Genomic DNA, 24,311 nt, shown 5'->3' with positions numbered 1-24,311 from the left:
ACGAAGCGTCTAGCCACAGTCTCTCAGCTTTTTTTCCCGCGTCCAAGTCAGAAGATGGCATCCAGCGTCCATACACCCGCGCAATCAACGTCCATAGCCGTTGAGGCGCCCGAATTTTGGTGCATGGTTTTCACCAGTTGATCGTATGCTTCGGCGGCCCAATGCATCTTCGTCATCCAGGAGCAGTTTCAGAGAGCCCTCCAGCTTTATTTTCATCATCCGGCTTTGCACTCCAAAGGTCTTCTGCCTTGTTACCGGCAGTGACATCCGCCGAAGGCATCCAACGGCCATAGACGCGGGCAATCATTGTCCAGTCGGTATGACCGAGTTGCTTCGCAACCCACATCGGATGCTCGCCTGCGGATAGCATCATCGAAGCATACGTGTGCCTGGTCTGGTAGGGCCTCCGATATCGGACGCCGGCCTTCTTCATCGCGGGCACCCACATCGTCTTCCTGATCGGCTGATCACCAGCCCACCGCTCGCCAGTACGTGGGTTCTGGAAGATCTCGCGGTCGGCGAGGAATGTGTGCTCCTTCTGAGCTTTCAAGGCCGCAAGTGCAGGGCTCAACAGCTTCACTGCCCGACGGCCGGCCGACGTCTTTGGCACTTCGGCGATACCGCTCGAAGCCTGGGTCATGGCCTTCGTGATCAGCACCTCGCCGCGGATCCAGTCCACATCGCCCCAGTCCAGCGCCACGAGTTCGCTCGTGCGCAGGCCGGTCCATATTGCAAACTGCACCAGGTTGCGGGCTTGGCCTTGAAGGGCACCCAGGATCGCGGTTTGTTCGTCGGGCGCGAACGGATCGACGTCATCTTCCTTCGGCGGCGCTTCTTTGCGGGAGTACGTCCAGGCCGCCATCGGATTGACCTCGATCAGCTCCTCTTCGCACGCGTCGTTCAGCGCCGAGCGCAAGCAGCTCTGGATGTTGCTAAGCGTCTTGTTCCCTACCTGCAGGGTGTCCAGCCAGTCGCGCACTATCTTGCGCTTGAGGTCGACCAGCATGTGATGGCCGAGGGCAGGGACCAGGCGCAATTCGACTATCTTGCGGTACCCATCGAAGCTGCTGCTCGCGAGGTGTTTCTTCTTGGCCGCGAGCCACCTGGTCAGGAATCCATTCACTGTTTCCCGGCTGGCCTCTGGGGCGAACTTTTCTGCCCGGGCTGAGCCGGGGAAAGTCACCGAGTAGTCGAAGTTGCCGATTGAGATCGCGTGTTCAATGGCCGCCTTGTGCTGCTCGGCCTTCTTCAGATTAGTGGCGGTGGGCTTGAGCGTGATGCGCTCGCGGCACCGGACTCCCCGATACATGAACGTGATTTCGATACTCGAATCGGAGACCGCCCGAACTCCCCTCCCGCCTCTACCCATGACTCATACCCCTCAACATCGATGAGCGTCCGGCCATCCGGCGCCCTGGTCCATATCTCACCGAGCCGCCAGATGCCGTCACGGATCTTTGAGCGGATCGCGTCCTCTGTGTAGCCAGATTCGCTGGCGAACTTTCTGACGGTGACGTAGCGCATCCGCTCTCCCTATGCCTGACCCAGGCTTTCGCCAGGTTCGGCATCTGTCGTGGTGCCAGGGTGATCGAGCAGGTTCAGAAAGATGGCCACCATACCGTCGTGATCAATGCCCTCGGCTTGGGCGACGTAGTCGAGCACTTGGATGGCCTCGTCTCGGCTATTCGGTTTGATGACTGCCAGTTGGTCCTGAGTAAACCGCTCTCGGGCTATGGCCTCATGCATCCCGTCCCCGCGCTCACCTACAGCTTCGCGGAGGCGATACAGGCGGTCCCAGTAATCGATCTCTGCCAGGCAGTCGGAGAGCGTGTGAGGCATCAGGTCGCCGTGCTTGCGGAAGCGCTTGGCCACCTCTGCCTTATCGTTGTCGACGTAGTCTTTAAAACCCTTGCAGCGTTTCAGGGCCTTGGCGCAGAACTGCTCTGCCGGCGTGTCCTCCCAGATCGCGTCACCTTCGAAGCGGGCGGCAGCCTCTACAGCTCGGGCCCTTTCTGCAATGGCTCGCTCGGCCAAGCTGGAGAGATCTGCAAAGCCAAAAGAACCGAAGGTTGCGAAAGGATTGCCGCCGCTGTTTTTCAGAAGGTAGTCGCGATAACGGCGCTCCAGATCCTCGGCCGGCGCCTTGAGCTTTTTGGCTGCTTCCATGGCCACTGCGATGGGGCCTGGCAGACCAGTGCTGACTACCTTGCGTAGCCAAAGCAATGCGTCGACCTCCTTGTCGCCCGTAACGACCTGCTGGGCCGGCAGCGGCTGGGTGGCGGGCAGCGTCTCGGTGGTCTCGCGCATTGGTGGCAAGGTGAAAAGGGCGCGGTGTGCTGGATTGTCGAGCATGGTTAGGCTTCCATGGTGTCGGCGTTAAAGGCCGGCTGGCTGAAATGGTTGGCCAGCACCTGGCGGCCATCGATGCCGCAAGCGGCCGAAAGGATCAGAACTTCACCAAACGTGGTGGTGGGCTGCTGTAGCAGTTGCCAAAGCAGCATGAGGCGGCGGCCGAGTGGGCCATTGGGTTGGCGCTTCATAGCTGGAATACCTCCCGATGCATGCGCGGGGTTGGCGTGCTCGCCGGGTTTACCCCGTCTTGGCGCTGCTCGGCGGCGGGGCTATCGCCGTTCTGCAGCTCCTCGGCGGCTTGGTCAGGCTGGCGCACCAGCATGCTGTCAGGAAGGCAGCTCAGCGCGCTGTCGTTGAGGACCCAGCACGTCACGCCGCGGTATTTGTCGTGCTGAACGCTGATAACGTTCTGCTCCTCCACGGCGGGGGCTTCTCGGCTGGCGCTGGCGCCTGTTGCCACAAACAGTAGGAAAGGGATGGCCCAAGCTTTCATCATGGCCGTGCCCCTCCTGCGATCTTGGCCAACTCCGCCACCAGGTCGTCGGCGCGGCCGTAGAACCGCCCGGTATCCTCGTTCACAAAGCGAGCCAGCACCTCGGCGACTTGTGGGCTATCGGCCAGCCCGGATAGATCCGGCGACACAATTTCAGGGTCGTTCAAATGTGGCGCGTGAACGAAACTCGCCGCTTTAATGCGCAACACCTTCACCGGACGCACACCGTTGGCGCCCGATACCCAATTGGTATCGGCAACCGCCCACGGATACATGCCCAACAGCCAGGCAGTTGCGGCATTCTCTTTCTGGGTGCTGGACCAGTACTGCGTCTTGCCGAATGCCTGTGGAGCGCCGGCGCACATGCGGTGATCCCAGTCGGCCAGTTGAAGCAGATTTGAGCGAATAACCTGCAGCTCCTCGATCGCGGGGATGTGCCAGCCCCAGGTGCCGCGCACATTCAGTCCGAGGACCTTGGCAGCAATTGCACTGCCTTCCTCGGCCATGGCTTTGGTGTTGGCCAGGCGACCGAAGCGCGATGTGGCACCGCGAATGCGCGGACGTGGGCCGGAGCGCTCCCACCAATGCGCCTCGCACTCGTAATCCCGACCGGCATCGATCAGTGCGTACTCGGCACCGTCGAAGTAGAGGCGGCCAGCGTAGAACCCACCAGCCAGCGGCTGGCCAATCGCGGGTAGGGCGGCTTGGTTAATCTCGCGGCGCTTCACGATTGCACCTCCTGGTGCTGGGCAAGGAAGTCGTCCATGAGTGCGTCCAGCGCATCACCCCGGTAAGGCGCACCGATGCCGCAGCGGACCATTGGCACGTTGCCGTTGCCCGTCTGTAGGGCGTGATCGCGCAGGGGCTCATAGCGGCGGGCGTTGGCCACCGTAGCGATCCAGTCGTCAATGCGTAGGCCGCAACCTGGGCGCACGCCGCGCTTGATGGTGGCCTCGGCGAGCACCAACTGCTGTTCGAGCTGGTGGGCCTGCTCGACCTGGTCGCCTTCACTGGCGGCGGTGACAACAGCACCATGACGATCTACCAGCACGGTGGCGCCCAGGCTGATGAATGGGGCGATGTGCTGGGCAAGGGATTCACCTTCGCGAGCCTTCAGCACCAAGGTCACGCGCTCAGTTGGCTGCATGGTTCACCTCCGACTGATTACGCTGAAACACTTCCTCGCGCAGGATCTCGACGCTCTCTGGCGCCTGGATGCCTATCCGCACCTGGCTGTTGATTACTTGTTGGACGACGACAACGATCTTCCCGTCGATGATGATTTTCTCGCCGACGCGGCGGGTGAGGATAAGCATGGTGAGGCTCCTGTACTTCGAGGCTTGGCAATGATCACGCGGGGAAGCGGCGAACTGGACGCACCAGGTGCGCGGTGTCCTTCGTGCTGCCGAGCTGAACGCCGGCGGCAAAGTCGATTCGGAATGCGCCCTTCGCAGAGCGCTCCGAGCTCGACCAGTACGAGTCGTTAATGAAGGCCTCCGGGATCGAGGCCCAGGCGTGATGCAACTCGGCGATGGCGGGCAGGTAGAAGTTCTGGTGCCCGTCTGCGGTATGGAGGCGCGCAGCATCTACAGCAGGGCTGTACGGGCCATTTACTGCCAGCTCAAGCGTGTTGATCACGCCGTCCGTGAGGCTGATTGCCATCGTTTCTGCTTCCTGCGCCCCCCATGCGTGGCTGCCGGCGTCGGCTGCGGCGACGATCAAGTGGCACAGGCCTTCGGGGTACTGGCGCACGCCGGCGTAGATGCCGCCTTGGTCTGGCCAGAGATCGCCAATGGATGGAAGTTCGAACTCAGCCAGGGGCTGAGATTGAGTCGAATGCTCAACCGGAGCGGGCGCCGATGGTTCGGCAGGCTCATCCATCTGATGAGCTTGTGCCGGCGAAGTATCAGGTGCCAGCTCGACGGAAGATTGCAGGGGTGCTGGGGCCGCAGTTTGCTTAGGGGCGGCAGCCACGAGAGCGTCAAGGCCTGCCTGTGCCCCGGGAGGGCCGTAATAGTTGATCGTCAGGTGATCGACTCTGATAGTTGGATGCGTCATTCACTTTCCTCAGGCAAGCCGGTGCCCGGCCGCGTTGTTGGCTTTCGCATAGAATTGAGAGGGTGGTGGTTACATCACCGGACTGCGCCTGTCCCCAGGCGTAAGCCGCTACTTACGCCACGAGTACACCTTGGTGCTGGTCCTGGTCTTGGTGATGCTGGGGGGGCGGCATCATGCTGTTGCTGAAGGCAATCAGGCCCAAGCGGAAGGCCTCCGCAACCAAAGCGGCACGGTTGCGTACACGAAGCTTAAAAAAGACTCGCTCGAGCGTTTTCTTCAACGTGCCAGGTGCGCGCCCAAGCTCTAAGGCGGTTTCCTTTCCGGTGAGGCCTGCGCATATGGCCAGAAGCACACGCATCTCCTGCTCCGCAAGCACGCCAGTGCTTCCTTGGTAGCCTCCGAACATAATTGTCTTCGCCATCAGCGTACTGCTCCTTGAGTAGTTGACTGCTCGAAATATAAACATGCTTATAATTTTGAGTCAATAAGTACTTTTATGTTTCCTGCTTGAAGAATTTCGGACGAAAAAAAACCCGCCGGCGGCGGGCTTCAGACTGGATTGCAGCTCAGAAAAAGGTGGCGCCCCAGAAAACGCGCCCAATAATCTTGATGCGTGCTTCTTCAATCTCATCTGCGGAGTACGTTTCATCAGGGTGTTCTGGGAGATTGTAGCTCCGCATCCGGATGCCGCCGCCAGGCAGTCTATAAAGCGATTTCACCCGAATTTGGCCTCCATGATCGATGGCGTACATTTTGCCATCGACCACCAACGTTTCCTCTAGGTGAACGATTACAGTACTGCCGTCATGGAGCACTGGGCTCATCGAGTTTCCTGAAATAGCTACAGCGACGACTTTTAAGGGGTCGACGCCCTGCTTTTCCAAGATTTCATCACTGAGATCGACGTGAGCAGTGGCGCTTAGCTCAATTACTGTCCGCTTGGGGTCTGTAGGGTCATCCAGCTCGATGAGGTAGGGAATTTCGGCAGTGAGTAGCGAGTTGGAAGGGGCGTACCTGCTCACCGCTTGCAGCGCTTCAATTTTTTTGCGGATCGCATTATTAAGCGGAGCATCTTCAACATGCTCCCCAAAGACAAGCTCGTCAGCGGCCGCTCGCCAAAGCGCGTTCTTGTCTTCGGCAGAATGCATTTCTCCATCACCCGTCTGCAGCCAAAGGCTGTTGACGCCGCACTCCTGGGCTATCTGGATCAGATAGGAGGAGCGGAGGGTCTTTCCTGACTCCAGCTGGCTGATTGCTGTCTGGGCGATTCCAACCCTTTGGGCAAGTTCAGACTGGGTCAGGTTCGCATTTCTGCGGGCTAGCTTGATGCGTTCGGATAGGTTCATCTCCTGATCCTATAAAAATGCTTATGGGGTTGCAAAGAAGTCTGCTTATGGGCAGTCTATAAAAAGACTTATCAGGAACCCCTGAATGGCGACCCAAATTAATTTGTTAATTAACCACTTCGGGACCCAGGCCCTCACTGCTCGGGCGCTCGGCGTTTCTCAAGCTACGGTTTCCTATTGGCGTTCCGGATCGCTCAAGATCAGTCCGGAAAAAGCATTTCTAGCTGAGGTAGCCACTGACGGTGCGATAACCGCGTCTTCCCTGTGCCCCCTATTTGCCGAGGTCGAAGCCCGCCACAAGCTAGGGGAATCATCCTGGAATTTACGGCTTCCCGCATCTGGGCCCGATGGCTCTGTAGATCTGTCCAGTGTACAGACGCCTCAATCATGAGAGTCGCCCACCCCCAGTTTCTGTTGTCTGGCTGAATCGCGGACAACAAAAAGCCCGCTTCGCAGGCGGGCCTTTAATCCAGCTCCTAGCCGGGAGCTTTCTTTGAATCTTCGTCCTATGGAGACGATTTCATGCACCCAAAAAATAGCACCGTGCTGTCTTCAGCACAAGAGGCCAGGATGCTTGGCTTTGAAAGCGAGCTCGGGAACTGCTCTCAAACTATGGCCGAGGCCGGTACGTTTGTCTGGGCGCTTGGTTCCCTATTGAGCCAGTTGCATCAGCGCGAATTAGAGGATGATTTCCTGGATGCCATGGTCATGGACGGCCTAGCTAAAGGGCTGTGCCTGATCGGGGCGCGCCTGATGGACGATGGCGCGGATGCACAGACCCTGCTTAAAAAGCACGCCGCATTTGCCCAGGGCGGTGCCCAATGACCGCTTCCAACCAATCGCTTGCAGATCTTGCCGTCGAAGCCGAGTTCCAGCTTACGGTCGCCAAGGATCAATTGGTGTGGCTAGCCGCCCTGGCCGGCGCGATCCAGCTGAGCCATGTCCATGAGGGTGGTCGTCACGCTGTGGCTTTGGCAGAGATCGCCAAGCACTTTAGTGACACCGGATTTTCTGGTGTAGCCAGCGCCGTTGACCAATTCAAGGCGATCGCCGAGGCGTCGTATGCGCCACAAAACGATGGCGATCAAATTGTGGCGCGCGGGGAGGGCAACTGATGGCTCGCGTATCTATTGATGCAAGGAGGCAGTCCGAGGTCGCCAAGCGCGTCGAGGACACGCTTCATACCATTCGCCTGCTGTCCCAGGTTCTGCTGGATAACGGCGGTTACAAGGGCGCCCCGGACGACTGTGATAACCCGGCTCAGATTGACGACTTGGGCGAGTGTGGCATTCAGCAGGCAATCAGCCTGCTGGCTTCCTCGGCCCATCGTGATTTCTGCCAACTGGCGACCGACCTGGGGATTCCACAATGAAGAAGGCCATCCCTAAATCCAAGCATCCGCTGCCGCAAGGCAAGCCCATCGGCCTGCGCGTCAAGCCTCAGGGGAATTCCGCATGGGCCCGCATGCCGTTCGTTGGCGATGACCACCACAAGCTTCCAAGTTGCTGGGATGTTCCGCTGACTGGCGGATTCTTCGGTGGCCTCGATGCTGGGAAAACCATCGCTCGCATGTTCATCAAGTACCTGCGCGACCAGAAGGATGATCCGCTCCGTATGGGGGCATCCCGTTTGCGCATGATGTTTACCTCGCTGGAGCTCATGAAACCGTCAACCCCTGACGAGCAGCATTCCTTGAATGGGCAGCGCGCCGGCTTCATCAGCGAGCTTTTTGAGTGGATCGATGCGGCCGCTATGCGCCATGGGGCGGCTCTTGATGCCATTCCCCAGCGTTCGTTCATCCAGCAGGTCAACGAGCACCTGGTGCGTACAGATCACGCCTACATGGCTGCAGTTAATTCGGTGACCCCATGAATATGATCCCCTTCGATTTCAACGGTACGCTTGTCACCGTCTTCACCGATGAGCATGGCGAGCCCTGGTTCATTGCGCTGGAATTAGCCGGCATCCTCGGTTACAGCGACGCTTTCGAGCTGACCAAAAAGCTTGATGATGACGAAAAGCAAAACCGGCAAATTGCAGGTTTTGGACCTCGCGGTGTATCGACTATTAATGAGCCTGGCTTGTACTCCGCAATTCTTAACAGCAGCAAGCCTGAAGCTAAGCGATTCAAGCGGTGGGTTACACACGACGTACTGCCGACCATCCGCAAGACAGGCTATTACCAAAAGCCAATGACTCAGGCCGAGCTAATCGCCGCTAGCGCAAACATCCTCGTCAGTATCGAGCGCCAGCAGGCTCAGCAGCAGGTTGCGCTGGAGCGAGTGGAGCGCCGCGTCGAAGATCTCAGCCAAACCTCGGTGTGGGACCACTGCCCGCAAAACTGCCAGTCGCTGACCCGAATCAAGGAAACGATGCTGGCGCGCCACGGGCTCTCAGGGGCGGTGGTCGACTTCGTCCTGAAGCAGTGGCCAAACCAGCCAAACCCCGCAGGCATGGTGCGCAACGGCCATGAAGAAGCACTGGGGTCTCAATACCTGGTCTGGTCGAAGAGCCACGTCACCGCCGCATTCCACCGGTTCGTCGGCGAATCGACCATGGTCAGCCCTACCCAGGCAACCCACCCATATTTTGAGGGCCGGTTCCGCCTGGTCCAGAAGGCCAAACCATGAGCAAGATCATTCAGTTTCAAGCCCAGGCTGCACCCGAAATAATCGATGAGGCGCATTACGATCGGTATGCAGACGCCGCCCTTTTGTTGAAGTGCTTCGAAATCGTGAAGGACGCCATCGAAGTCATCAACGAGCCTGAGTACTCGATTGAGAAGGAAGACGACATGCACGTCGATCTGATCAGGGCGTTCTACGCGCTCAGGGTGCTGTTCAAACGCAAGACCGGGCATGACGCCGCGCAGGTCGCGCAGCAACACTGGGACGCGATGACTCTCCACCTTCTGGAAGGGGCGGCACTGCCAGATATGAGCATCCCTCTCTGCGGTCCCCTCACGTCCGCGCTGCCGCCCGAGTACTTCGAGGCCCACAGCGACCTCCAGCTCGCTTGTGCTGCGTTCAATCACAGCGACCAGGTGCGGCTCGGGGTGAGTGCGACTCTCGCTGCGAACAATGCTCAGATCGCCGCCACCATGGCGATCGAGGCCATCAACTCAACTACTGCTCTGCGCAAGCTCGTCCTGCGTCTATCTGGCGGCACCATGGAGGCGTTAGCCGCCCATGTCGCCCGCAAGCCAGGGGAGACGCTGCAATGACCGAACAACCTTCCGCGATCGCGCCGTTGGTGCCGGCAGAAGTAGAACTGCGCGGGCTCGAGTACATGCCTCTTGACGTGGTTCGCCTGCTCGACAGTGATCTCTATGCGATTTCCACAGGGGAAGAATTCAAAACCGCGCTGGCGTTGTGGTGCAAATCTTGGCAACAGCAGCCGACAGCTTCTCTTCCGAATGATGATCGGATACTTGCTCATCTCTCCGGAACAGGCTCGCGCTGGAAAAAAGTTAAGACGATGGCGCTCCGTGGCTGGGTGCTGTGCTCTGACAATCGTCTGTACCACCCAGTGATTGCTGAGAAGGCAATGGCTGCTTGGCATGAGCGCGTTGAGTACCGTGACAAGCGTGAAAACGAGGCTGAGCGCCAGCGGCGGCACCGCGAAGACCATAAAGCTCTGCGGGCAAGGCTCCGGGAATTTGGCGTGACGGTTCCCTACAACACGTCCATGGCATCGTTGCAGGAGATGCTTCAGTACCAAGAGCGAGAGCGGCCCAATAACACCCCTGTCACAAGTACGGGCCCGTCTCATGATACGGAACGGCCATGGCTAAGAAGAGAAGAGAAGGGAAGGGAAGAGAAGCTTTTAAATCAAAAGCATGTCCACCAAGGCTCCGCCTCGGAAGACGAGCCTCCGATGGAAGTGCTGCTCGCCCCGGAAGCTGAGGGCCACCACTACCCTGGTCAACCCGCTTTGCCGATTCCTGAGGCAAACGCGGCATCAGGTAAAGCGCCGAGGGTCGACCCCATGGTTGGTTTCGCAGATTTCTACAAGCTGTACCCGCGAAAGCAAAAGCGTGCCGACGCCGAGAAGGCCTGGCGCAAACTGGCGCCGGATGAGGAGCTACGGGCCACCATCACCGGTTCGCTGGCGCTCCACTACCAGTCCGAGGGATGGCGTAAAGACCAAGGCCAATTCATCCCGCTGCCAGCATCTTGGCTCAACAGCCGGCGCTGGGAGGATGTGCTGGGGCCGATTGACACCCTTGGCTGCCCGGCGGAGCAGCTTGTGGAGCTGTACCACCAGCATTGCCCCACGCTGGCGCCGGTGACGGTGCTTGACACGTTTTTGCGGCAGTCGCTGAGTGAGCGATGGGCTGAGCATGAGGCGCAGCAGGACTTGGGCTTCTGGGTCGAGTTCTTCCAGCAGGCAGCGGGCCTAGATACCGTGTTCTACCGAGGCGAGCACCGCCGGCCGTACCTGGAGGCCTTGGTCATCCGACAAAACTTCCGTGACCTCGTGGAGGGCCACACTCATGCGTGATCCCTACAGCCTTGAGGCCGAACATGGTCTGCTGGGCGCCATGCTCAAAAGCCCTGAATTGATCGACACCCTCAGCGAGGATCTCAGCCCAGAGGCGTTTTACTTCGCGGATAACGCCGAGGTGTACCGGGCGATCAAGGCGCTGAAGTCCGCCGGCAAAGCGGTGGATTTCCTGACCGTCGGTGAGCACATTGACGTGCTGCCGAGCGGCGACCGCGCGCTGGGGTACTGCGGCCAAATCGTCCACGGCACTCCAAGCGTGGCCAGTGCCAAGACCTACGCCGGAATTGTTCGGGAGCGGGCCATTGACCGCTCGCTTTACGACCTGGGTAGCCAGGCCATGGAGATCGCCCAAGGAAGCGAGGATACCCAGACCAAGGTTGCCACAATCCAGGCCGCAGCCATGGCCATCGATGCTGGTGCGGATGGCGATGAGATCGTGAAGGCTTCCGACGTGCTGGTGGATCAGCTCGAGGTTTGGCAGGAGCGGCACGACCGATTGACGCGTGGGGAAACCCTCATGGGGTTATCGACGGGGCTCGCCGACTTGGACGCGAAGCTTGGCGGCCTCCAGCCTGAGCAACTGATCATCGTTGCAGGACGGCCTGGCATGGGAAAAACCACGCTGGCCGCCGGCTGGGCTGTCCATGCCGCGATTCACCAGCGGAAGTCCTCTCTGGTGGTCAGCCTGGAGATGAGCAATGGGCAACTGCTGGACCGTGCGGTGGCTTCGGAAGGGCGTATCCCGTTAAACCTGGTCAAAAACGGTTCGGCATGCCAAACGCACGGCACGGAGCTCGCAGCGGCATCTGCTGCTGTCCGCAAGGCAGATCTGTTTTTCCTTGATCGGCCTGGCTCGACTGTGGGGCGAATTCGCTCGCTGGCCCGCCGGCACAAGCTGCGCTACGGATTGGATCTGCTGGTCATCGACTATCTGCAGCTCATGGAAGGCGAAGGCGGCAGTCGAACTGAGGAGGTCAGCGGCATGAGCCGCGGCTGCAAGTTGCTGGCGCGCGAACTGGGCATTCCAGTCGTCCTGCTGAGTCAGTTGTCCCGCAAGTGTGAGGAGCGCCCGAACAAACGCCCGATCCCATCAGATCTGCGGGAGTCAGGTGCAATCGAGCAGGACGCAGACGTGGTGATCTTCGTGTATCGGGATGAGGTCTACAACGAGAACAGCACGGCGAAAGGCATTGCTGAAATCATTGTCGGCAAAGGGCGGGATATTGAGACGGGGACGGTTCGGGCGGCTTTCCTTGGGCAGTACAACCGTTTCGAGAATCTGGCTGCAGGGTGGGTCGAGCCGACGCAGCCCGAGAGGTCAAACACACTGGCAGGTCGATACGCAGGGGGTAAAAATCATGGGTAAAGCCAACGTGCACAAACCGGCTAAGCAGCTCACCACTTTGGAGCAGAGCTTTCTGCGGATCGCTGGCGAGGAGCTGGCCAAGGTCAAGTTTGGTGGTCCGGCCGCGCTGGCCTGCCTGCTGGATATCGTAGCGAGCTGGCACGGTAATGCGTTGCATCTCGGGTTTCACGATTACGGCAAGCGGTGGCTGGCCGAGGGCGGGGCAGGGAGCAAGGTGGCCGACACGCTGCTGCGCAATCTGTTTGGCCTGAACGAGCCAGGGCCAAACCGGGCAGCGTGACCAGCCGGCCCTGCCACTCACTCCTGGCGGGGCCGGCCACCAAAAAATGGCCGGTCGTTCCAACTTGGGTGGTGGAAAATTACTGCAACAAAAACGCTTTGAACCTCTGCCCGAATGCATAGCGTTCTTGGCCTGAGATCCGTATCACTTGGGGTGCACATAAAAAACACTGGATAGGCAATCACTTCCAGGCTTGGTCGCACCCCAGTCCCATCGAGGAGGAACCATGGAACGAAAAATTGGTGAGCGTGGCCACCAATCAAAGCCGACCCGGGCAGAGATTCGCGCTGCTTGGGAACGGCTGAAAACGGCAGCAGAGCAAGGCAATCTGGAGGCCAATGCACTGCTGATCGCTCTGACGGAAAAAAGCCTGTCGATCCGTGTCGACGCTCCGGCCGCTGTGCTGGCGCCAGAACAACCCGACTGATTCGTGCTGGTATGGGGCTTCACAAGCTGATCCAGTCACATTTACTGCGTTGAATCTCAGCCAGGGGACCGTCGATGAGCCACTCCATGCCGAATTACGTCTGCGCCGCTAAAACACCGGTATTGCTTTTCGGGCATACCAAGACCGCCATGGAGTGGGCTGAGTTGTTTGGGCTGCATTGGAAGACACTGAAGACTCGCCGCCGCCGTGGTGTGGCTTGGGAGGATGCATTCAGGCCATCGCGCTACAGCCCGCGCCGTGCCGAAAAAGCGGCCATGGAATAAATTCTCTCGTAGTGGTTGTCGGCGGGTTTTCAGTCACAAATTCTGTAGTGAAGCCCGCCCACCCCGACAGAGTGCTAACCATGGCCATTGGCGACATTGACGGCGATCTGCCGCTCACCAACGCAGCACGCACCAAACAGACTTCTTTCGACCAGACGAACCTTCCGGCTCAGTACCAGAGCCAGGGCCCGGTTGGTCGCGCAACCCAGCAGTTGCCCAACCCGATGCCGTCCCTCACGCAGGTGGGCCAGCCCAACGCTTCGCAGCCTACTCCAGCCGCATCAAGCGCTCCCCAGACCTCCAGCGCGCCACGCATGTCGTCGCTTTCTGACGTAGGGCTGCCAGCCGGGCAAACCTCATTTGATGCGACCAACACGCCGGCTCAGTACCTCGGACATTCGTCGCCGCCCCCGACCACCGCGCCGTCGCTATCGCAAGTAGCCATGCCAGGCGCAGACCAAACAAGATCTCCAGCTCCGGGGCTGGGCTCGCTTGGCGCACCTGGCGCGGCGGCCAGCAACCTGAGCACCAGTCGGCAGCCGATGGCATCGCTCACCGATATTGGCCGCCCAGCAGCGGGGGCTTCTGCTCCGGCGGGCGGTAGCTCGCTCGCGCTTCCTGGCGCGACCGCCTCGAATACGCCTGGGGCGGGCTCTGCCGCGCTGGCAGACTCCAGCTTCAGCCCGCAATCTCGAATGCCGTCGCTCACCGATATCGGTCAGCAAGCAGGAGCTGCTATTGGCGGGGGCAATACTGCCCAGCCTAACCTGGCCGGGCGTGACCTGCTCTCCAGCGGGATCTCGCCACAGACGCCAGCACCGGCAGCCGCGCCTCTGGCCACCCAGCAGCCCGGATCGGCCGCACCGGCAGCCCGTAGCGCAATGCCTTCGCTGACCGATATCGCATCAGGGGCTGCGAGCTCACCGCAATCAGCGGCAGTTCAGGCGCCTGGGAACTCCGCGCCCGCCGCCACAACTCCGACGACTGCGCCACAAGCCGCTGACACCTCCGTCGGCGCTGCGCAGGTGGCCGGCGCCCCGTCGAGCCAGCCAGCGAGCTCTGGACCGACTTTGAACGGATTCCAGCCCACTGGCATCGGCATCGGCGCCCAAGGTGGCCAGATCGTCGGGAAGGTCGGCACGGACGGCGTTCCATCCTTCAGCAACGATCCCAGTGCCCAGCGCGATGCTGCTGGTCGCCCGACCCTGAACGGGTTCACTGGCCAAAGTAATTTCAGTGTCGGCGCACCAGGTGACGCTGCCCGGGCCATGGCCGGCTACCAGCAGTTGCATGATATGCGTCAGCAGTGGGCGAACGAGGACCGTCTCGACAACGCTCTGGCACAGAACACGCGCAACAACAATTTCAACGTCGTTCACGACAGCAGCCGGCCGCTGACCAAGCAGGACAAGCAGACCGACGCCTCCCTGGATCAGATGCGGGCCAACAGCCTGGAAAATGTCCAAATGGCCCAGGGCGTGTACGACGACTCAGTACGGCGGCAGGGCGCCCAGCAGCAGCTACGCCAGGCCAGTCGACTGGAGGACCTGCAGGCGGCCGCCCTGGCGCCCGGCGCTCCCGATTCGGCCAGGGCCGCACTTCAGCAGGCCATGGACCCGACCGGCGAGAAAGCTGCGGCGCGCCAACTCACTGCGGCAAAGACAGCTCAAGCAAACGCGGCGGCTGCCAAAGACAACCAGTTGGCGGCCAACGGTGGCCGGAAGGTCGGCAACCTGCCGGTGGGCCTGCAAAAGCTAGAGGACAGTGACATCGAGGCTCTGGGCAATGTGAAAAGCATGAACACTCAGCTTGGCAACATCAATCAGCAGATCGATAACGGAACGCTGAAGCTTTCGGCCTTGGGCAACCTTGGCAACAAAGCGCTGAACTACGCCGGGATCAGTACTCAAGAAAGCGCCAATCTTGCATCGTTCCAGGCCGCCATGGAAAAGATGCGCAACGACAGCCTCAGGCTGAACAAGGGCACTCAGACAGAGGGCGATGCCGTAAGGGCGTGGAATGAGCTGTTTGCCAGCACCAACGACCCAAAGGTCGTGAAGCAGCGCCTCAGCGAAATTCAGGCGCTGAACGCCCAGGCTTCAAAGGTTCGCGTCGGTATGATCAATAGCCGTCGCAAAAACCAGGGCATTGGGCCATTGGATACTGATGAGGTGTTGGACGGCTCCATCGGGCTTTCGCCAGACCAAGGCGCCAGTCAGCAGCCCCAGCAAGCCCAGCAGCCAGCGCCGCAGCCTGCCGCCCAGGCTCGTGCCGCCGCGCAGGGACAGAAGAAAGATCATTCCGCACTGTGGGGAGGCTAATCCATGGCTGACAAATGGAGTGATGTGATCGCCAAGCCTGAATACCAGGCCTTGCCCGACGATCAGAAGGCCGATGCCCAGAATCAGTACTTCGACAGCGTGGTGGCGCCCAACCTCAGCAGTGGCGATGTGGGCGATGCCCGTAATCAATTCTTCAGCGCCTACCCGGCGCCAAAGTCCGCGCCAATCCCGCAGCCGGGCCAGACCGGACAGAGCCAGCCGCTTGCACCGGTCGGCGCATCAGCACCGGGCTCGCCTCCCGCATCGCCGCAGCCTGCTCCCCCGCCACAGGCCCCTGAGCAGCCTGGAATGTTGGACCGTATCGGCAACTTCTTCACTGGAGCTGATCGGCAGACCCGAGCAACGAAGGAACTGCCGGAACTGCAGAACTCCGGCCTGCTGGCTGGCGCCGGCGTATCACCAGCGAAGGCCGCGCAGATCAGCGCCACGCTGTTGACCACCTACGACCCGGCCGAGGCTGCCAAGATCCTGCAGGCTGCCTCGCCGGACATCGGTGTGGAGACCGACGAGAAGGGCAACATCCTGGTGGCCAACAACAAGACCGGCGCCAGGGCGGTAGTGAACAAGCCAGGCGCGTCGGCAATGGATGCGCTCCAGCTTGCTGCCACGACCGCGCTCTACAGTCCTGCCGGGCGCGCAGCCGGCGCCGTGGGCGGTGGTGTGCTCAAAGGTGCCGCTGCTGTTGCTGGTGCTTCTGCCGCAACTGAAGCTGGCATTCAGGCTGCCCAGGCGGCCGCCAGCGGTACGTTCGATCCTGCCGACGTTGCGTTGGCTGGCGCTGGTGGCGCTGCCGGTGAAGTCCTGGCCCGTGGTGCTGGCGCTCTTGGGCAGGCAGTTCGGGACAATATCGCCGCTCGCCGCGCGCAGGGTGAAAACCTGACCCAGAATTTCGACTCGGCAGTGGCCGGTGGCGAGGCGCCCGAGGCTGCGGCTCAGCGCTTGATTGGAGCCCCGCCAGCGGCCGCTCAGCCCGCGCCGCAGTCGGTCGTGGAGGCCGCGACCGCAGGCCGCCGATCTGCTGATAGAAAGGTGGACACCCTGATCAACCAGTCGAACCCCGACCAGGGCGTAATCGACGCTGCGCAACAGTTGGGTATTAGCGAACCTCTCCCGCCAGGGGCAATTATTCAAGATCCTGCAACCCTTGGTGTGATTCAAGGTCTGGCCTCGAAGGTGGGCAGCCCGCTCGGCGCGCAGCAGGATGTGTTTCACGACGCCTTGGGCAATCGAGCCGATCAGTTCATCACGGACTTTGGCGGTAGCACGGATAAGGCGGCAGTGTCGGCCAACTTCCGTGACCAAAGCCTGGATGCCATCAACGATCTTAGCAGGCAGTCCACCGAAAGCTATGGCCGGGTTGCGGCCGCAGTGCCAAGAGATACGCCTGCTCCGGCCACTGACTCGCTTGCCCACTTCGACAGTCGGTTGAGCGGGCTCAACAATGACCCGTCACTGCTTAGCAATGCGGAGCGCCAAGTGCGCTCAATCCTAGCAGTGGACCCTGATGCGGGTAAGGCGCCGGTGTTCGCGGCAGGGTTGAAAGTACCTGAGCGTCACGCTGACACGGCGCGCGCCCTGGCCCAGGACGCAGACAACATCGTCTCGGACTACGGCGGCAGCTTCGATAAGGCCAAGGTGTCGGATGCTTTCAAGACGCAGACTAATGGCGCCATCGACCAACTGGAGGCGCAGTCCGACGCCCTGTATCAGGGGGTCAAACAGGCAATCCCAGGCAAGACCCCAGTCCCGGCGGACAACACCGTTGGATACGTTCGCGCGCGCCAGGCAGAGCTTGGAGATAAGCGCCTGCTGAACCGGGATCAGCAGCGAGCCCTCAGCGTTCTTGCGCCTCAAACCATTACCGTCCCGAAGGGAGCACTTTTCCCGGGCCAGGTCGAGAATCGCATCATCCATCCCAACTATGCCGCTATTGATCGGGTCAGAAAGGAGCTCGGGATGGCCTACAAGGGCAAAGGCGCGTTCAAGGACCTGGAGGACACCGACCGCGATGCCCTTTATTCTGCTCTCAGCCGCGATCAGGAAGCTGCGGTCAATTCGATCAGTCCTGAGCTGGGCGCCCAGTACCAGCAGGCCAAGGCCTTGGTAGCTCAGCGCAAGGGGATGGAGGAAGGGCTACAGGCCGCTATTGGCAAGGATCAGTCCGGAGCCATCACCAGCACCGTAAGCTCCGCGCTGAAGGCGCTGGCGAAGGGTAACTTCCAGGCGTTCGACCGCTCCATGGCAACCATCCCTGATAGCCTCAAGCAGCAGGTGCTGATGACTGGCATTGGTGACGTGGCCGCCGGCGGCAAAGGCAAAGAGCTGAACATCCCGGCTCTAACGGCTTTCTGGTCGAACCTCAGCCAGAATGCCGGGGCCAAGGCCAGGCTCGCCCAGTGGCTTCAACCTGATGCTGTACAGCGCCTGGACAACCTGGCTTCCAGCGCTGGGCGCCTACAGGATGTTGTCACCGGCAGGGCTCCAGACGCCAGCCTCAGGACTCCAAGCTTTCAGACGCTTGACACTGCCCGTCAACGCATCAATCCCATCATTCAGAAAATCGAGGCGAAGGCGCGGGCAGGCGAAATGCTGACGGATCAAGACCACGCCGACCTGGCCTTGCATCAATCGCTGCTGAGTGACCAGCGCCGAGTGGCTGATGCCCACGGCGTAGCGGGTGAGTTCGACAACGCAAGGGCACTCGCCGCAGAGCGGGGCCACTGGCACGGCAACCTGGTAAGCCTGATTGGCAAAGACTTCAGCGACGCGATCACGACAAAAGTCGGCTCTGCTCTGGTGGGACTGAAAAATGGCGAGGTAGGGCGGTTCGAGGCAGTGATGGAAAAGCTGCCGCCTGCCATGCAGCGGCAGGTCGTAATGACGGTGATGAATGATCTTTTCACGAATGGCGCCAGATCGTCGGGCCGGGGCATCACCGCGCCTGGCTTTGCCAAGCTCTGGGCCGACTTGTCCCGGCAGCCGGCCGCTAAAGCGGCGCTCATGAAATACCTTCCAGGCGCTGCGCAACCCGACTTGGAAAACATCGCGAAAGTGGCTACAGGCCTCGCCAATGGCCTCAACAAGAACATCCACTCCGGTCGGATTCTGGATGTGCTCAAGGGCTACACGGAAAGCGATGGCATGATTGCCAGATTGTGGGACACCGGTAAGAAGGTCGCCGCTGCAAGCGGTGTGACCTCCCTGTTTGGGCACCCCGGCCTAGGAGCGCTCGCGGTCCTGGCCGGCAAGTGGGCGGCCCGAGAAAAGCCGCCAATCGATGTTACGGCCTCTGCGCTGCTAGGTTCGGACCGCCTGATGGACGCTCTCAAGGCCTTCGCGGCGGCCGGCGGCACCATGCGCGCGAACGTCGTTGCTCGGGAAAAGCAGCTCATGCGCACAGCGGCCTACAAACGCTGGGTGGCAGCACTGGGGCATGAATCGGCGGCCAGGGTGGCGGCAGTGGGCCCGCTCACTTACCTGACGGAGAGCACCAGGAGCCGGGACGATAAATTGCCAGCCACCCGGTAACGGCTTTACGATGGTGCCACTACGGAAGGGGGCACCATGCAGAACGTTCGGGTCAGGTTTGCGTACAAGCGGGGATTTCGGCGGGCCTGGTTGGTGCTGTCGGTTGTTTGGTTATGCCTGACAAGTACAGTGTTCCTATCTACGGGCAACCCCCTTGCGGCCGACATGCGGGCCATACTGTTGTTCGGTGTCGCCCCCGCACTCGTCCTATACGTTTGCGGCGCTGCTTTTGTCTGGATTCTTGAAGGCTTCGCCCGCCCGGACTGACCTAGCCGAGATTCAGTCACAACTCAATTTTCAGTCACATAGATTCAGCCCATCTGGACAACTCCCTGGATGGCTTGAATATGCACACTTCGACCAGCACCACCCAGCCCCTCATTATTCCCCGCATGCCCATACGCTCGACCATCTGCGCTGGCGCCACGCCGGTGACGCTTGACGGAGAGACCCGCCCGGCTATGGAGTGGGCTGATCTACGAGGCTTGAAGTGGCAAACCGTGAAAATGCGCCGGCTGCGCGGGGACACTTGGGCTGATGCGCTGGAGTCAGGGTTGAGGAAAAGCACCTACATGGACCGCTGGATTGGGGCCAGCCCCGCGCAGATACGCTTCCAAGAGCGCACCGCCAGGTACAACGAGATCGTGCAGTCCCTTCAGCGGGCGTAGGGTTGGGTTTCGACCCCGAAACCCCGAGCTCTCTCAGTGCTTGGTGGCTGACTGCCGCTTCTCCTCGATGAGCCTATCGAAGAATGCCATCATCTGCTTGGTCTCGACTGGGTCGGCGGTCGGGTCGGACCCAATGGAGGCCTTCACTAAGATCAGCAACTGCAAGTCGGTGATCTCATCTATTTCGTCGGCCAAGTGTGGGTTGTTCGCAAGCACCAGTTCGCGGAGCGCCTGCATCCTCGTGGTGGAAACCATGGCTAGATCCCTCTCGACATGAGCTTTCAGCATAGATCGCCCGGTGGCCACGGGCTTCCTACTTGGATAAGCGGCATACCCGCCTGCTCTCGAGGCAAAAAAATGCCCGCGATGGGGGTTAGCGGGCAGGGGAATCACAAAGGAGTAACTTCACCCTACTCCGGTAGATGTGAAAGGTTCGTGATCACGCGTTACTTGAGTTCGCCCCCGCTAACCTTCAGCAGGCCGGGCGGCAAATCCTGCAGCGTCGGGAGGGTTGGAGGGGCCGGCTTCCAGGTAATCGGCGCCTCCTGCCGGACTAGGTCTGCACTGGGTTTGAAGTAACCGTGGAGATAGCGCACCTCTCTGGCGACCATGAGCGCGACGATAGCCATGCCCAAGCAGGACACGGTGAATCTAAATGCGTGACGGATGCGAGTTGGGTCAGGCCGCACAATGCTTCCTCATTCGGTCGAGGCTCGATGGTATGCCGGTGCCGACCAGCTGAAAAGACTCGCCGACGAATTGCGCCTGAGGCTATGCCGGGAGCTCAGCCTGGCCAAAAAGTCGTTGCGATGATCCCTAGAGTCCCGGCCCCGCCTGCGCAAAATCCTACTACCTTGAAAAAGCGACGGTGCTTCGCAATACCGCGATCCTGCAGTCCGTAAGCAGCGACGTACTCCAGAATAAAAGCGCCTAGTGAGATCAACAGCAGTAGCGCCGATAGCCCTAAAACCACAAACCCGTCTGCCAAACCGAGCCTCCATAGCAATGGGTATTCGCGAAGTCATGCTGCCATAGGCTCAGATCGGTACGGCTCAGGGTTGTACGAAAGTAGTAGGTGGCGGTACGCATGGTTACAGGCAAGGTTACAGCCGTTGGCCGGTATCCAGGCCAGGGTATCCACGGATAGCGACCTGGGCGCCGGGAGTAGTTACCGCTTGGTTACCACGGCGGTTACCACAGCTGGTTACCAGCCCAGGCGACCGGATCACGCAGTTTTCTCGCAGCAGTTTCACGTACTGGGAATGCGTCAAAGGCGTCTGCAGGCCGGCCAGGAGTGCGCCGGTACGAACGGTACGAACTCTGGAGTACGAACGGTACGCAGCGGCTGGTACGCAACACGGTACGCAGCCTGGCCGGCGGTGAAGGCCTTGGTTGCCAAAACCTAGTTGCCACGATGGTTTCCACGGAAACCATCTGTTGGTAGTGGAAACCGTGCCGGCACCGGACTGGTTGAAGCACTGCGGCGTTGCAGTTCATGTAACTGCGAATTTTATTGGGTCAGGGGTGGCGAGGTTCGGGCGGCTTGTTCGATGTCAGCGTCTTTCCATCCGCAGTGCGGAATACTCCATCACGGATAATTGCCACTGAGACGCCACCGCAAAAAAGCTTGCGGCCAATTTCTGTCCTTCGAACCACGTTGTGATTACGCGTGACAGCCCAAACGGTGTAGTCCTCTATCTGATGCGATGATCCGGTCGAATCTACGACCTCGATAATTCGGTGAAGGGTGGTATCGGTTTCGGCGGTCAAACTTAATTCTCCTTGCTCTCTGCCTGGCGGCTAACGCTACCGCATGGTTGGTTGGGATGTTTCTTTCAGCCCGGCATCCCATTTCCGATCGAACTCCTGCTTGGCCGCATTTTCTTGCTCTACACACGCGACCATTTGGGTGTCGGTTTTCCAGTTGTTGCATCCCTTGGGTGCTTGATAGGAGGCATACCATGCCTGCGTCTTCGCCTGCTCTGCCGCACCTCGGCGGCGGGCCTCCTCGATGTATTGCTCATTGGCTGCCTGGGCCGCTCGAGCCGCGGCGACTTTCTGTTGTCGAGCGACCTCGATGCTGCGCTGCTGCTGTTCCTGAGCCTGCTGATTGACAGCCTGGATCGTGGCGATCTGCTGGGTAAATGCGGTCTGCATTATTTGACTGACCGCGTAGTACCCAACCACTGGGATCACCAAGACGGATAGGATTTTGATCATGAGCAATTCAGGGATGCTTGATCGGCGTCGTGCCATGCGGGGGCTCCTCTTGAGGTGGCGTAATGCTACCTAGCTCAGACGGCAGACGCCATAGCTGCGGCGGGTGTCATTTATGGGTACACCTTAGCTAATACGCTTTGATTTTATCTTTTCTAAGCTTTCTGCTTGATAAGGAACACCTAAAATGCAACACTTCTTTCAGCAACACCCAAAGTGATACGCCACTAGGAGCACCGCCATGTTCGTCCGTACCTATCTCCGAGCATCCACTGTTGAGCAAGACGCCAGCCGGGCTCGTGCCGCACTTGAGCACTTCGCTACCGAGCGTGGCCAAGCCATCGCCAGTGAGTACATGGAGAACGCGAGTGGTGCGAGTGTGGATCGTCCCGAGCTGATGCGCCTGCTAAAAGATGCCCGCAATGGAGACGTGCTCCTGGTCGAATCGATAGATCGGCTGTCTCGCTTGCCGGGCACGGACTGGCAGAAGCTGAAGGCCGCCATTGACTCCAAAGGGCTGCGAATCGTCGCCCTGGACCTGCCGACAAGCCACCAGGGAATGAAAGACACGAAGGGTGACGAGTTCACTGGCCGCATGCTTGCAGCCATCAATTCAATGCTGGTGGAGATGATGGCCGCGATAGCTCGCAAGGATTACGAGCAGCGCCGCGAGCGGCAGGCTCAAGGGATCGAAAAGGCGAAAGCCGAAGGAAAGTACCAGGGGCGACCAGTGGATGCCGATCTGCACAAGCGCGTCACTGAGCTTCTGGCCGCGGGCCTGGGCATCCGGGCAACTGCTAGGCACGCCGCATGTTCGACCACCACGGTGCTACGCATCCGCGATATTAACGTTTGAGGTGCTCCGCAAACAGTGGCGGTGGCAGCGGGGTGGCCGGTACCGCCCGCACCGCCGGTATGGGCAATGTAGGAATAGTCGAACTCAGTGGAGAAGCTGGACAAGCTGTTTTCGATCTCCGCGCTGACCTCATCCGAGCGCTCAGCCCTGAGGGCGCTGCAGGATTACGCGAAGGTTTGCCATCCTGGATAGCTGGCGCGCCATTCTGTTTGATGGGCGCTAGTCGCAGTCGTGCGGCTGAATAGAAATATCTTGGGTATCGTGCCTTGAGTGGTGTAAATAGAACCGCAAAGCCATAAGGAAGTACTGGAGGGCTGATGGATAACCGCTTCCCGCTGAAGAAGCTGGTGGTCGTAATCGAGGATGATGCGGCAATTCGAATGCTGGTGGAGGATATGATGACGGACTTCTTCAGCCGTTGCGTTGCGTTCCCCACCGCCGACGAGGGCCTTCAATACCTGGCAAGCGTCCAGGGCGTCTGCGACCTTGTTATTGCGGACTACGGCGTTCCCGGGGCCCTGACCGGCGCGGATCTCTTGAAGGAAGTGAAACAGCGATGGCCTGGGGTTCCATCAATACTCACCTCAGGATACGCATCGGAAGTCATTGAGATCCCACCGCATGTGCTTTATCTCCAAAAGCCGTGGTCAATGGAGGCTCTTTCGCAGGCTGTGCGTCAGGTATCGTTTAACCCGCTGTAGCGTTCTTGCTTTCCCTTCGGCGCCCGGTCATCCCTCAGCTCCGAATATCGAATGGAGAATATCGTATAGGTCACGCCACGGCACCTGAGGCTCGTCCGTTTTAGCCAGGCAATCAGCAGCGTGGACAAAAGGCTGGGCCCGATACCGCTTATCCTGAACCCGACCACATCGGGAGCACTGCAAGTTGTCCCCTATCAGTCTCCATGACTCGTTCCATCTCCTGAGCTTGATCGGCCTGTCTGGCATGACGTCCGCCTCGGTAGTGGCATTGAGAGATCATGCCCCACCCGGTCAGCGTTTCATAGAGGGTGGAGGTGCCAATCCTTCAGCGTATTTATCGGTTGCGTCACTCATTCCCTAGCTCTTCCAGGCAGTAGCCTATCAGCTCACTGGACTCGTCCAGCGCGGTCAACGCGTCGCGAGCATTCGTCGCCGCCTGGGCACCGCCGTTCTGCTCGGCCCACAGGGCCAGCTCCTCGATGGCCGCGCCGAGGGCGAGGTCCGATTTGACTTGGGCTGCGAATGGTTGCGCTGGACGTGCCGACAAGTCACCAGGGGAGGAAAATCACCAAAGGAGACGAATTCACCGGCCGTATGCTTGCTGCGATCAATTCAATGCTGATGGAGATGATGGCTGCGATAGCTCGTAAGGATTATGAACAGCGCCGTGAGCGCCAAGCTCAGGGAATCGAGAAGGCGAAAGCTGAAGGTAAATATCAAGGTCGACCGGTCGATATCGACTTGCACAAACGGATTCTCGAATTACTCGGCGCTGGGCTGGGCATTCGGGCGATCGCGAGACACGCGTCCTGCTCAACCACGACGGTGCTACGCGTTCGTGATGCCCACCTCTGAAGCGATCCTGGGGGGAATTCCAATTTGTCCTC

The 24,311-nt window shown here is 59.9% G+C and carries 29 protein-coding genes and 1 pseudogene; 17 read left to right on the top strand and 13 right to left on the bottom strand.

Annotated features, from left to right (window positions below):
* Positions 1–172: 172 nt before the first annotated feature.
* The 10 genes from PMM47T1_RS24000 to PMM47T1_RS23955 all read right to left on the bottom strand — a co-directional run bounded on the left by PMM47T1_RS24000 (position 173) and on the right by PMM47T1_RS23955 (position 6,249).
* Entirely contained in the window at positions 173–1,369 is a 1,197-nt protein-coding gene (locus tag PMM47T1_RS24000; protein WP_008373899.1) for a tyrosine-type recombinase/integrase, read from the bottom strand.
* A 164-nt stretch (positions 1,370–1,533) separates the two neighbouring features.
* Complete coding sequence (locus tag PMM47T1_RS28780; protein WP_008373898.1) at positions 1,534–2,352, bottom strand: hypothetical protein; 819 nt, start codon at positions 2,350–2,352, stop codon at positions 1,534–1,536.
* A gap of 2 nt (positions 2,353–2,354) precedes the next feature.
* Positions 2,355–2,540 (bottom strand): hypothetical protein, encoded by a 186-nt coding sequence (locus PMM47T1_RS23990; protein ID WP_008373897.1) that lies wholly within the window; start codon positions 2,538–2,540, stop codon positions 2,355–2,357.
* The gene (locus PMM47T1_RS23985) at positions 2,537–2,848 is read right to left on the bottom strand and encodes a hypothetical protein (protein ID WP_008373896.1); all 312 of its coding nucleotides are present in this window, start codon (positions 2,846–2,848) and stop codon (positions 2,537–2,539) included. The genes PMM47T1_RS23990 and PMM47T1_RS23985 overlap by 4 nt, the downstream gene beginning before the upstream one ends.
* Positions 2,845–3,573 carry a hypothetical protein gene (locus tag PMM47T1_RS23980; RefSeq protein ID WP_008373895.1) on the bottom strand — a complete coding sequence of 243 codons (729 nt, stop codon included), beginning with the start codon at positions 3,571–3,573 and terminating at the stop codon, positions 2,845–2,847. Before PMM47T1_RS23980 ends, PMM47T1_RS23985 begins: the two co-directional genes overlap by 4 nt.
* The gene (locus PMM47T1_RS23975) at positions 3,570–3,992 is read right to left on the bottom strand and encodes a hypothetical protein (RefSeq protein ID WP_008373894.1); all 423 of its coding nucleotides are present in this window, start codon (positions 3,990–3,992) and stop codon (positions 3,570–3,572) included. Before PMM47T1_RS23975 ends, PMM47T1_RS23980 begins: the two co-directional genes overlap by 4 nt.
* Positions 3,979–4,161 carry a carbon storage regulator gene (locus tag PMM47T1_RS23970; protein ID WP_008373893.1) on the bottom strand — a complete coding sequence of 61 codons (183 nt, stop codon included), beginning with the start codon at positions 4,159–4,161 and terminating at the stop codon, positions 3,979–3,981. Before PMM47T1_RS23970 ends, PMM47T1_RS23975 begins: the two co-directional genes overlap by 14 nt.
* Before the next feature lie 34 nt (positions 4,162–4,195).
* Positions 4,196–4,903 (bottom strand): hypothetical protein, encoded by a 708-nt coding sequence (locus PMM47T1_RS23965; protein ID WP_008373892.1) that lies wholly within the window; start codon positions 4,901–4,903, stop codon positions 4,196–4,198.
* A gap of 112 nt (positions 4,904–5,015) precedes the next feature.
* Complete coding sequence (locus PMM47T1_RS23960) at positions 5,016–5,324, bottom strand: response regulator transcription factor (protein ID WP_008373891.1); 309 nt, start codon at positions 5,322–5,324, stop codon at positions 5,016–5,018.
* Positions 5,325–5,469: 145 nt separating this feature from the next.
* Positions 5,470–6,249 (bottom strand): XRE family transcriptional regulator, encoded by a 780-nt coding sequence (locus PMM47T1_RS23955; protein ID WP_008373890.1) that lies wholly within the window; start codon positions 6,247–6,249, stop codon positions 5,470–5,472.
* Between the two features lie 85 nt (positions 6,250–6,334).
* On the opposite strand from PMM47T1_RS23955, the gene PMM47T1_RS29295 reads away from it, so the two are divergent.
* The 14 genes from PMM47T1_RS29295 (at position 6,335) to PMM47T1_RS23895 (ending at position 18,982) form a co-directional block, all read left to right on the top strand.
* Positions 6,335–6,640, top strand: a complete 306-nt coding sequence (locus PMM47T1_RS29295; protein WP_081492706.1) for a transcriptional regulator — start codon at positions 6,335–6,337, stop codon at positions 6,638–6,640.
* Positions 6,641–6,771: 131 nt separating this feature from the next.
* The gene (locus tag PMM47T1_RS23950) at positions 6,772–7,074 is read left to right on the top strand and encodes a hypothetical protein (RefSeq protein ID WP_008373888.1); all 303 of its coding nucleotides are present in this window, start codon (positions 6,772–6,774) and stop codon (positions 7,072–7,074) included.
* On the top strand, positions 7,071–7,364 hold the full coding sequence (locus PMM47T1_RS23945) for a hypothetical protein (protein WP_008373887.1): 294 nt from the start codon (positions 7,071–7,073) through the stop codon (positions 7,362–7,364). Before PMM47T1_RS23950 ends, PMM47T1_RS23945 begins: the two co-directional genes overlap by 4 nt.
* A complete protein-coding gene (locus PMM47T1_RS23940; RefSeq protein ID WP_008373886.1) occupies positions 7,364–7,621 on the top strand; it encodes a hypothetical protein in 258 nt (85 codons plus the stop codon). Before PMM47T1_RS23945 ends, PMM47T1_RS23940 begins: the two co-directional genes overlap by 1 nt.
* A complete protein-coding gene (locus tag PMM47T1_RS23935) occupies positions 7,618–8,121 on the top strand; it encodes a hypothetical protein (protein ID WP_008373885.1) in 504 nt (167 codons plus the stop codon). Before PMM47T1_RS23940 ends, PMM47T1_RS23935 begins: the two co-directional genes overlap by 4 nt.
* Positions 8,118–8,879, top strand: a complete 762-nt coding sequence (locus PMM47T1_RS30465) for a BRO-N domain-containing protein (RefSeq protein WP_008373884.1) — start codon at positions 8,118–8,120, stop codon at positions 8,877–8,879. Before PMM47T1_RS23935 ends, PMM47T1_RS30465 begins: the two co-directional genes overlap by 4 nt.
* Positions 8,876–9,472 carry a hypothetical protein gene (locus PMM47T1_RS23925; protein WP_008373883.1) on the top strand — a complete coding sequence of 199 codons (597 nt, stop codon included), beginning with the start codon at positions 8,876–8,878 and terminating at the stop codon, positions 9,470–9,472. Before PMM47T1_RS30465 ends, PMM47T1_RS23925 begins: the two co-directional genes overlap by 4 nt.
* A complete protein-coding gene (locus PMM47T1_RS28775) occupies positions 9,469–10,752 on the top strand; it encodes a DUF1376 domain-containing protein (protein ID WP_008373882.1) in 1,284 nt (427 codons plus the stop codon). The genes PMM47T1_RS23925 and PMM47T1_RS28775 overlap by 4 nt, the downstream gene beginning before the upstream one ends.
* Entirely contained in the window at positions 10,745–12,121 is a 1,377-nt protein-coding gene (gene dnaB / locus PMM47T1_RS23915) for a replicative DNA helicase (protein WP_008373881.1), read from the top strand. The genes PMM47T1_RS28775 and dnaB overlap by 8 nt, the downstream gene beginning before the upstream one ends.
* Positions 12,114–12,401, top strand: a complete 288-nt coding sequence (locus tag PMM47T1_RS23910; RefSeq protein WP_008373880.1) for a hypothetical protein — start codon at positions 12,114–12,116, stop codon at positions 12,399–12,401. The genes dnaB and PMM47T1_RS23910 overlap by 8 nt, the downstream gene beginning before the upstream one ends.
* Before the next feature lie 226 nt (positions 12,402–12,627).
* Positions 12,628–12,828, top strand: a complete 201-nt coding sequence (locus PMM47T1_RS23905) for a hypothetical protein (protein ID WP_008373879.1) — start codon at positions 12,628–12,630, stop codon at positions 12,826–12,828.
* A 74-nt stretch (positions 12,829–12,902) separates the two neighbouring features.
* A complete protein-coding gene (locus PMM47T1_RS29970; protein WP_157213080.1) occupies positions 12,903–13,112 on the top strand; it encodes a hypothetical protein in 210 nt (69 codons plus the stop codon).
* 80 nt (positions 13,113–13,192) lie between these two features.
* Positions 13,193–15,433 carry a hypothetical protein gene (locus PMM47T1_RS29965; protein ID WP_157213079.1) on the top strand — a complete coding sequence of 747 codons (2,241 nt, stop codon included), beginning with the start codon at positions 13,193–13,195 and terminating at the stop codon, positions 15,431–15,433.
* A 3-nt stretch (positions 15,434–15,436) separates the two neighbouring features.
* Complete coding sequence (locus PMM47T1_RS23895; RefSeq protein WP_008373877.1) at positions 15,437–18,982, top strand: hypothetical protein; 3,546 nt, start codon at positions 15,437–15,439, stop codon at positions 18,980–18,982.
* Positions 18,983–19,683: 701 nt separating this feature from the next.
* Here the strand turns inward: PMM47T1_RS23895 and PMM47T1_RS23880 are convergent.
* Positions 19,684–19,905 carry a hypothetical protein gene (locus PMM47T1_RS23880; protein WP_157213078.1) on the bottom strand — a complete coding sequence of 74 codons (222 nt, stop codon included), beginning with the start codon at positions 19,903–19,905 and terminating at the stop codon, positions 19,684–19,686.
* Between the two features lie 1,551 nt (positions 19,906–21,456).
* Positions 21,457–21,906 carry a hypothetical protein gene (locus PMM47T1_RS23865; RefSeq protein ID WP_008373871.1) on the bottom strand — a complete coding sequence of 150 codons (450 nt, stop codon included), beginning with the start codon at positions 21,904–21,906 and terminating at the stop codon, positions 21,457–21,459.
* Positions 21,907–22,108: 202 nt separating this feature from the next.
* Between PMM47T1_RS23865 and PMM47T1_RS23860 the strand changes: the two genes are divergently transcribed.
* A complete protein-coding gene (locus tag PMM47T1_RS23860) occupies positions 22,109–22,723 on the top strand; it encodes a recombinase family protein (protein WP_008373870.1) in 615 nt (204 codons plus the stop codon).
* A 317-nt stretch (positions 22,724–23,040) separates the two neighbouring features.
* Positions 23,041–23,424, top strand: a complete 384-nt coding sequence (locus PMM47T1_RS23855; protein WP_008373869.1) for a response regulator — start codon at positions 23,041–23,043, stop codon at positions 23,422–23,424.
* Positions 23,425–23,770: 346 nt separating this feature from the next.
* On the opposite strand, the gene PMM47T1_RS29290 is transcribed toward PMM47T1_RS23855, so the two are convergent.
* Positions 23,771–23,971 (bottom strand): hypothetical protein, encoded by a 201-nt coding sequence (locus PMM47T1_RS29290; RefSeq protein ID WP_008373868.1) that lies wholly within the window; start codon positions 23,969–23,971, stop codon positions 23,771–23,773.
* On the opposite strand from PMM47T1_RS29290, the pseudogene PMM47T1_RS23850 reads away from it, so the two are divergent.
* Positions 23,938–24,279, top strand: a pseudogene (locus tag PMM47T1_RS23850) (helix-turn-helix domain-containing protein); the annotation flags it as partial. The gene PMM47T1_RS29290 and the pseudogene PMM47T1_RS23850 overlap by 34 nt on opposite strands.
* Between the last annotated feature and the right edge of the window lie 32 nt (positions 24,280–24,311).

It is taken from the genome of Pseudomonas sp. M47T1 (genome assembly GCF_000263855.1).
Taxonomy (GTDB): Bacteria; Pseudomonadota; Gammaproteobacteria; order Pseudomonadales; family Pseudomonadaceae; genus Aquipseudomonas.
The sequence above is the reverse complement of the archived record's forward strand: the minus strand, read 5'-3'. Positions and strand labels throughout refer to the sequence as shown.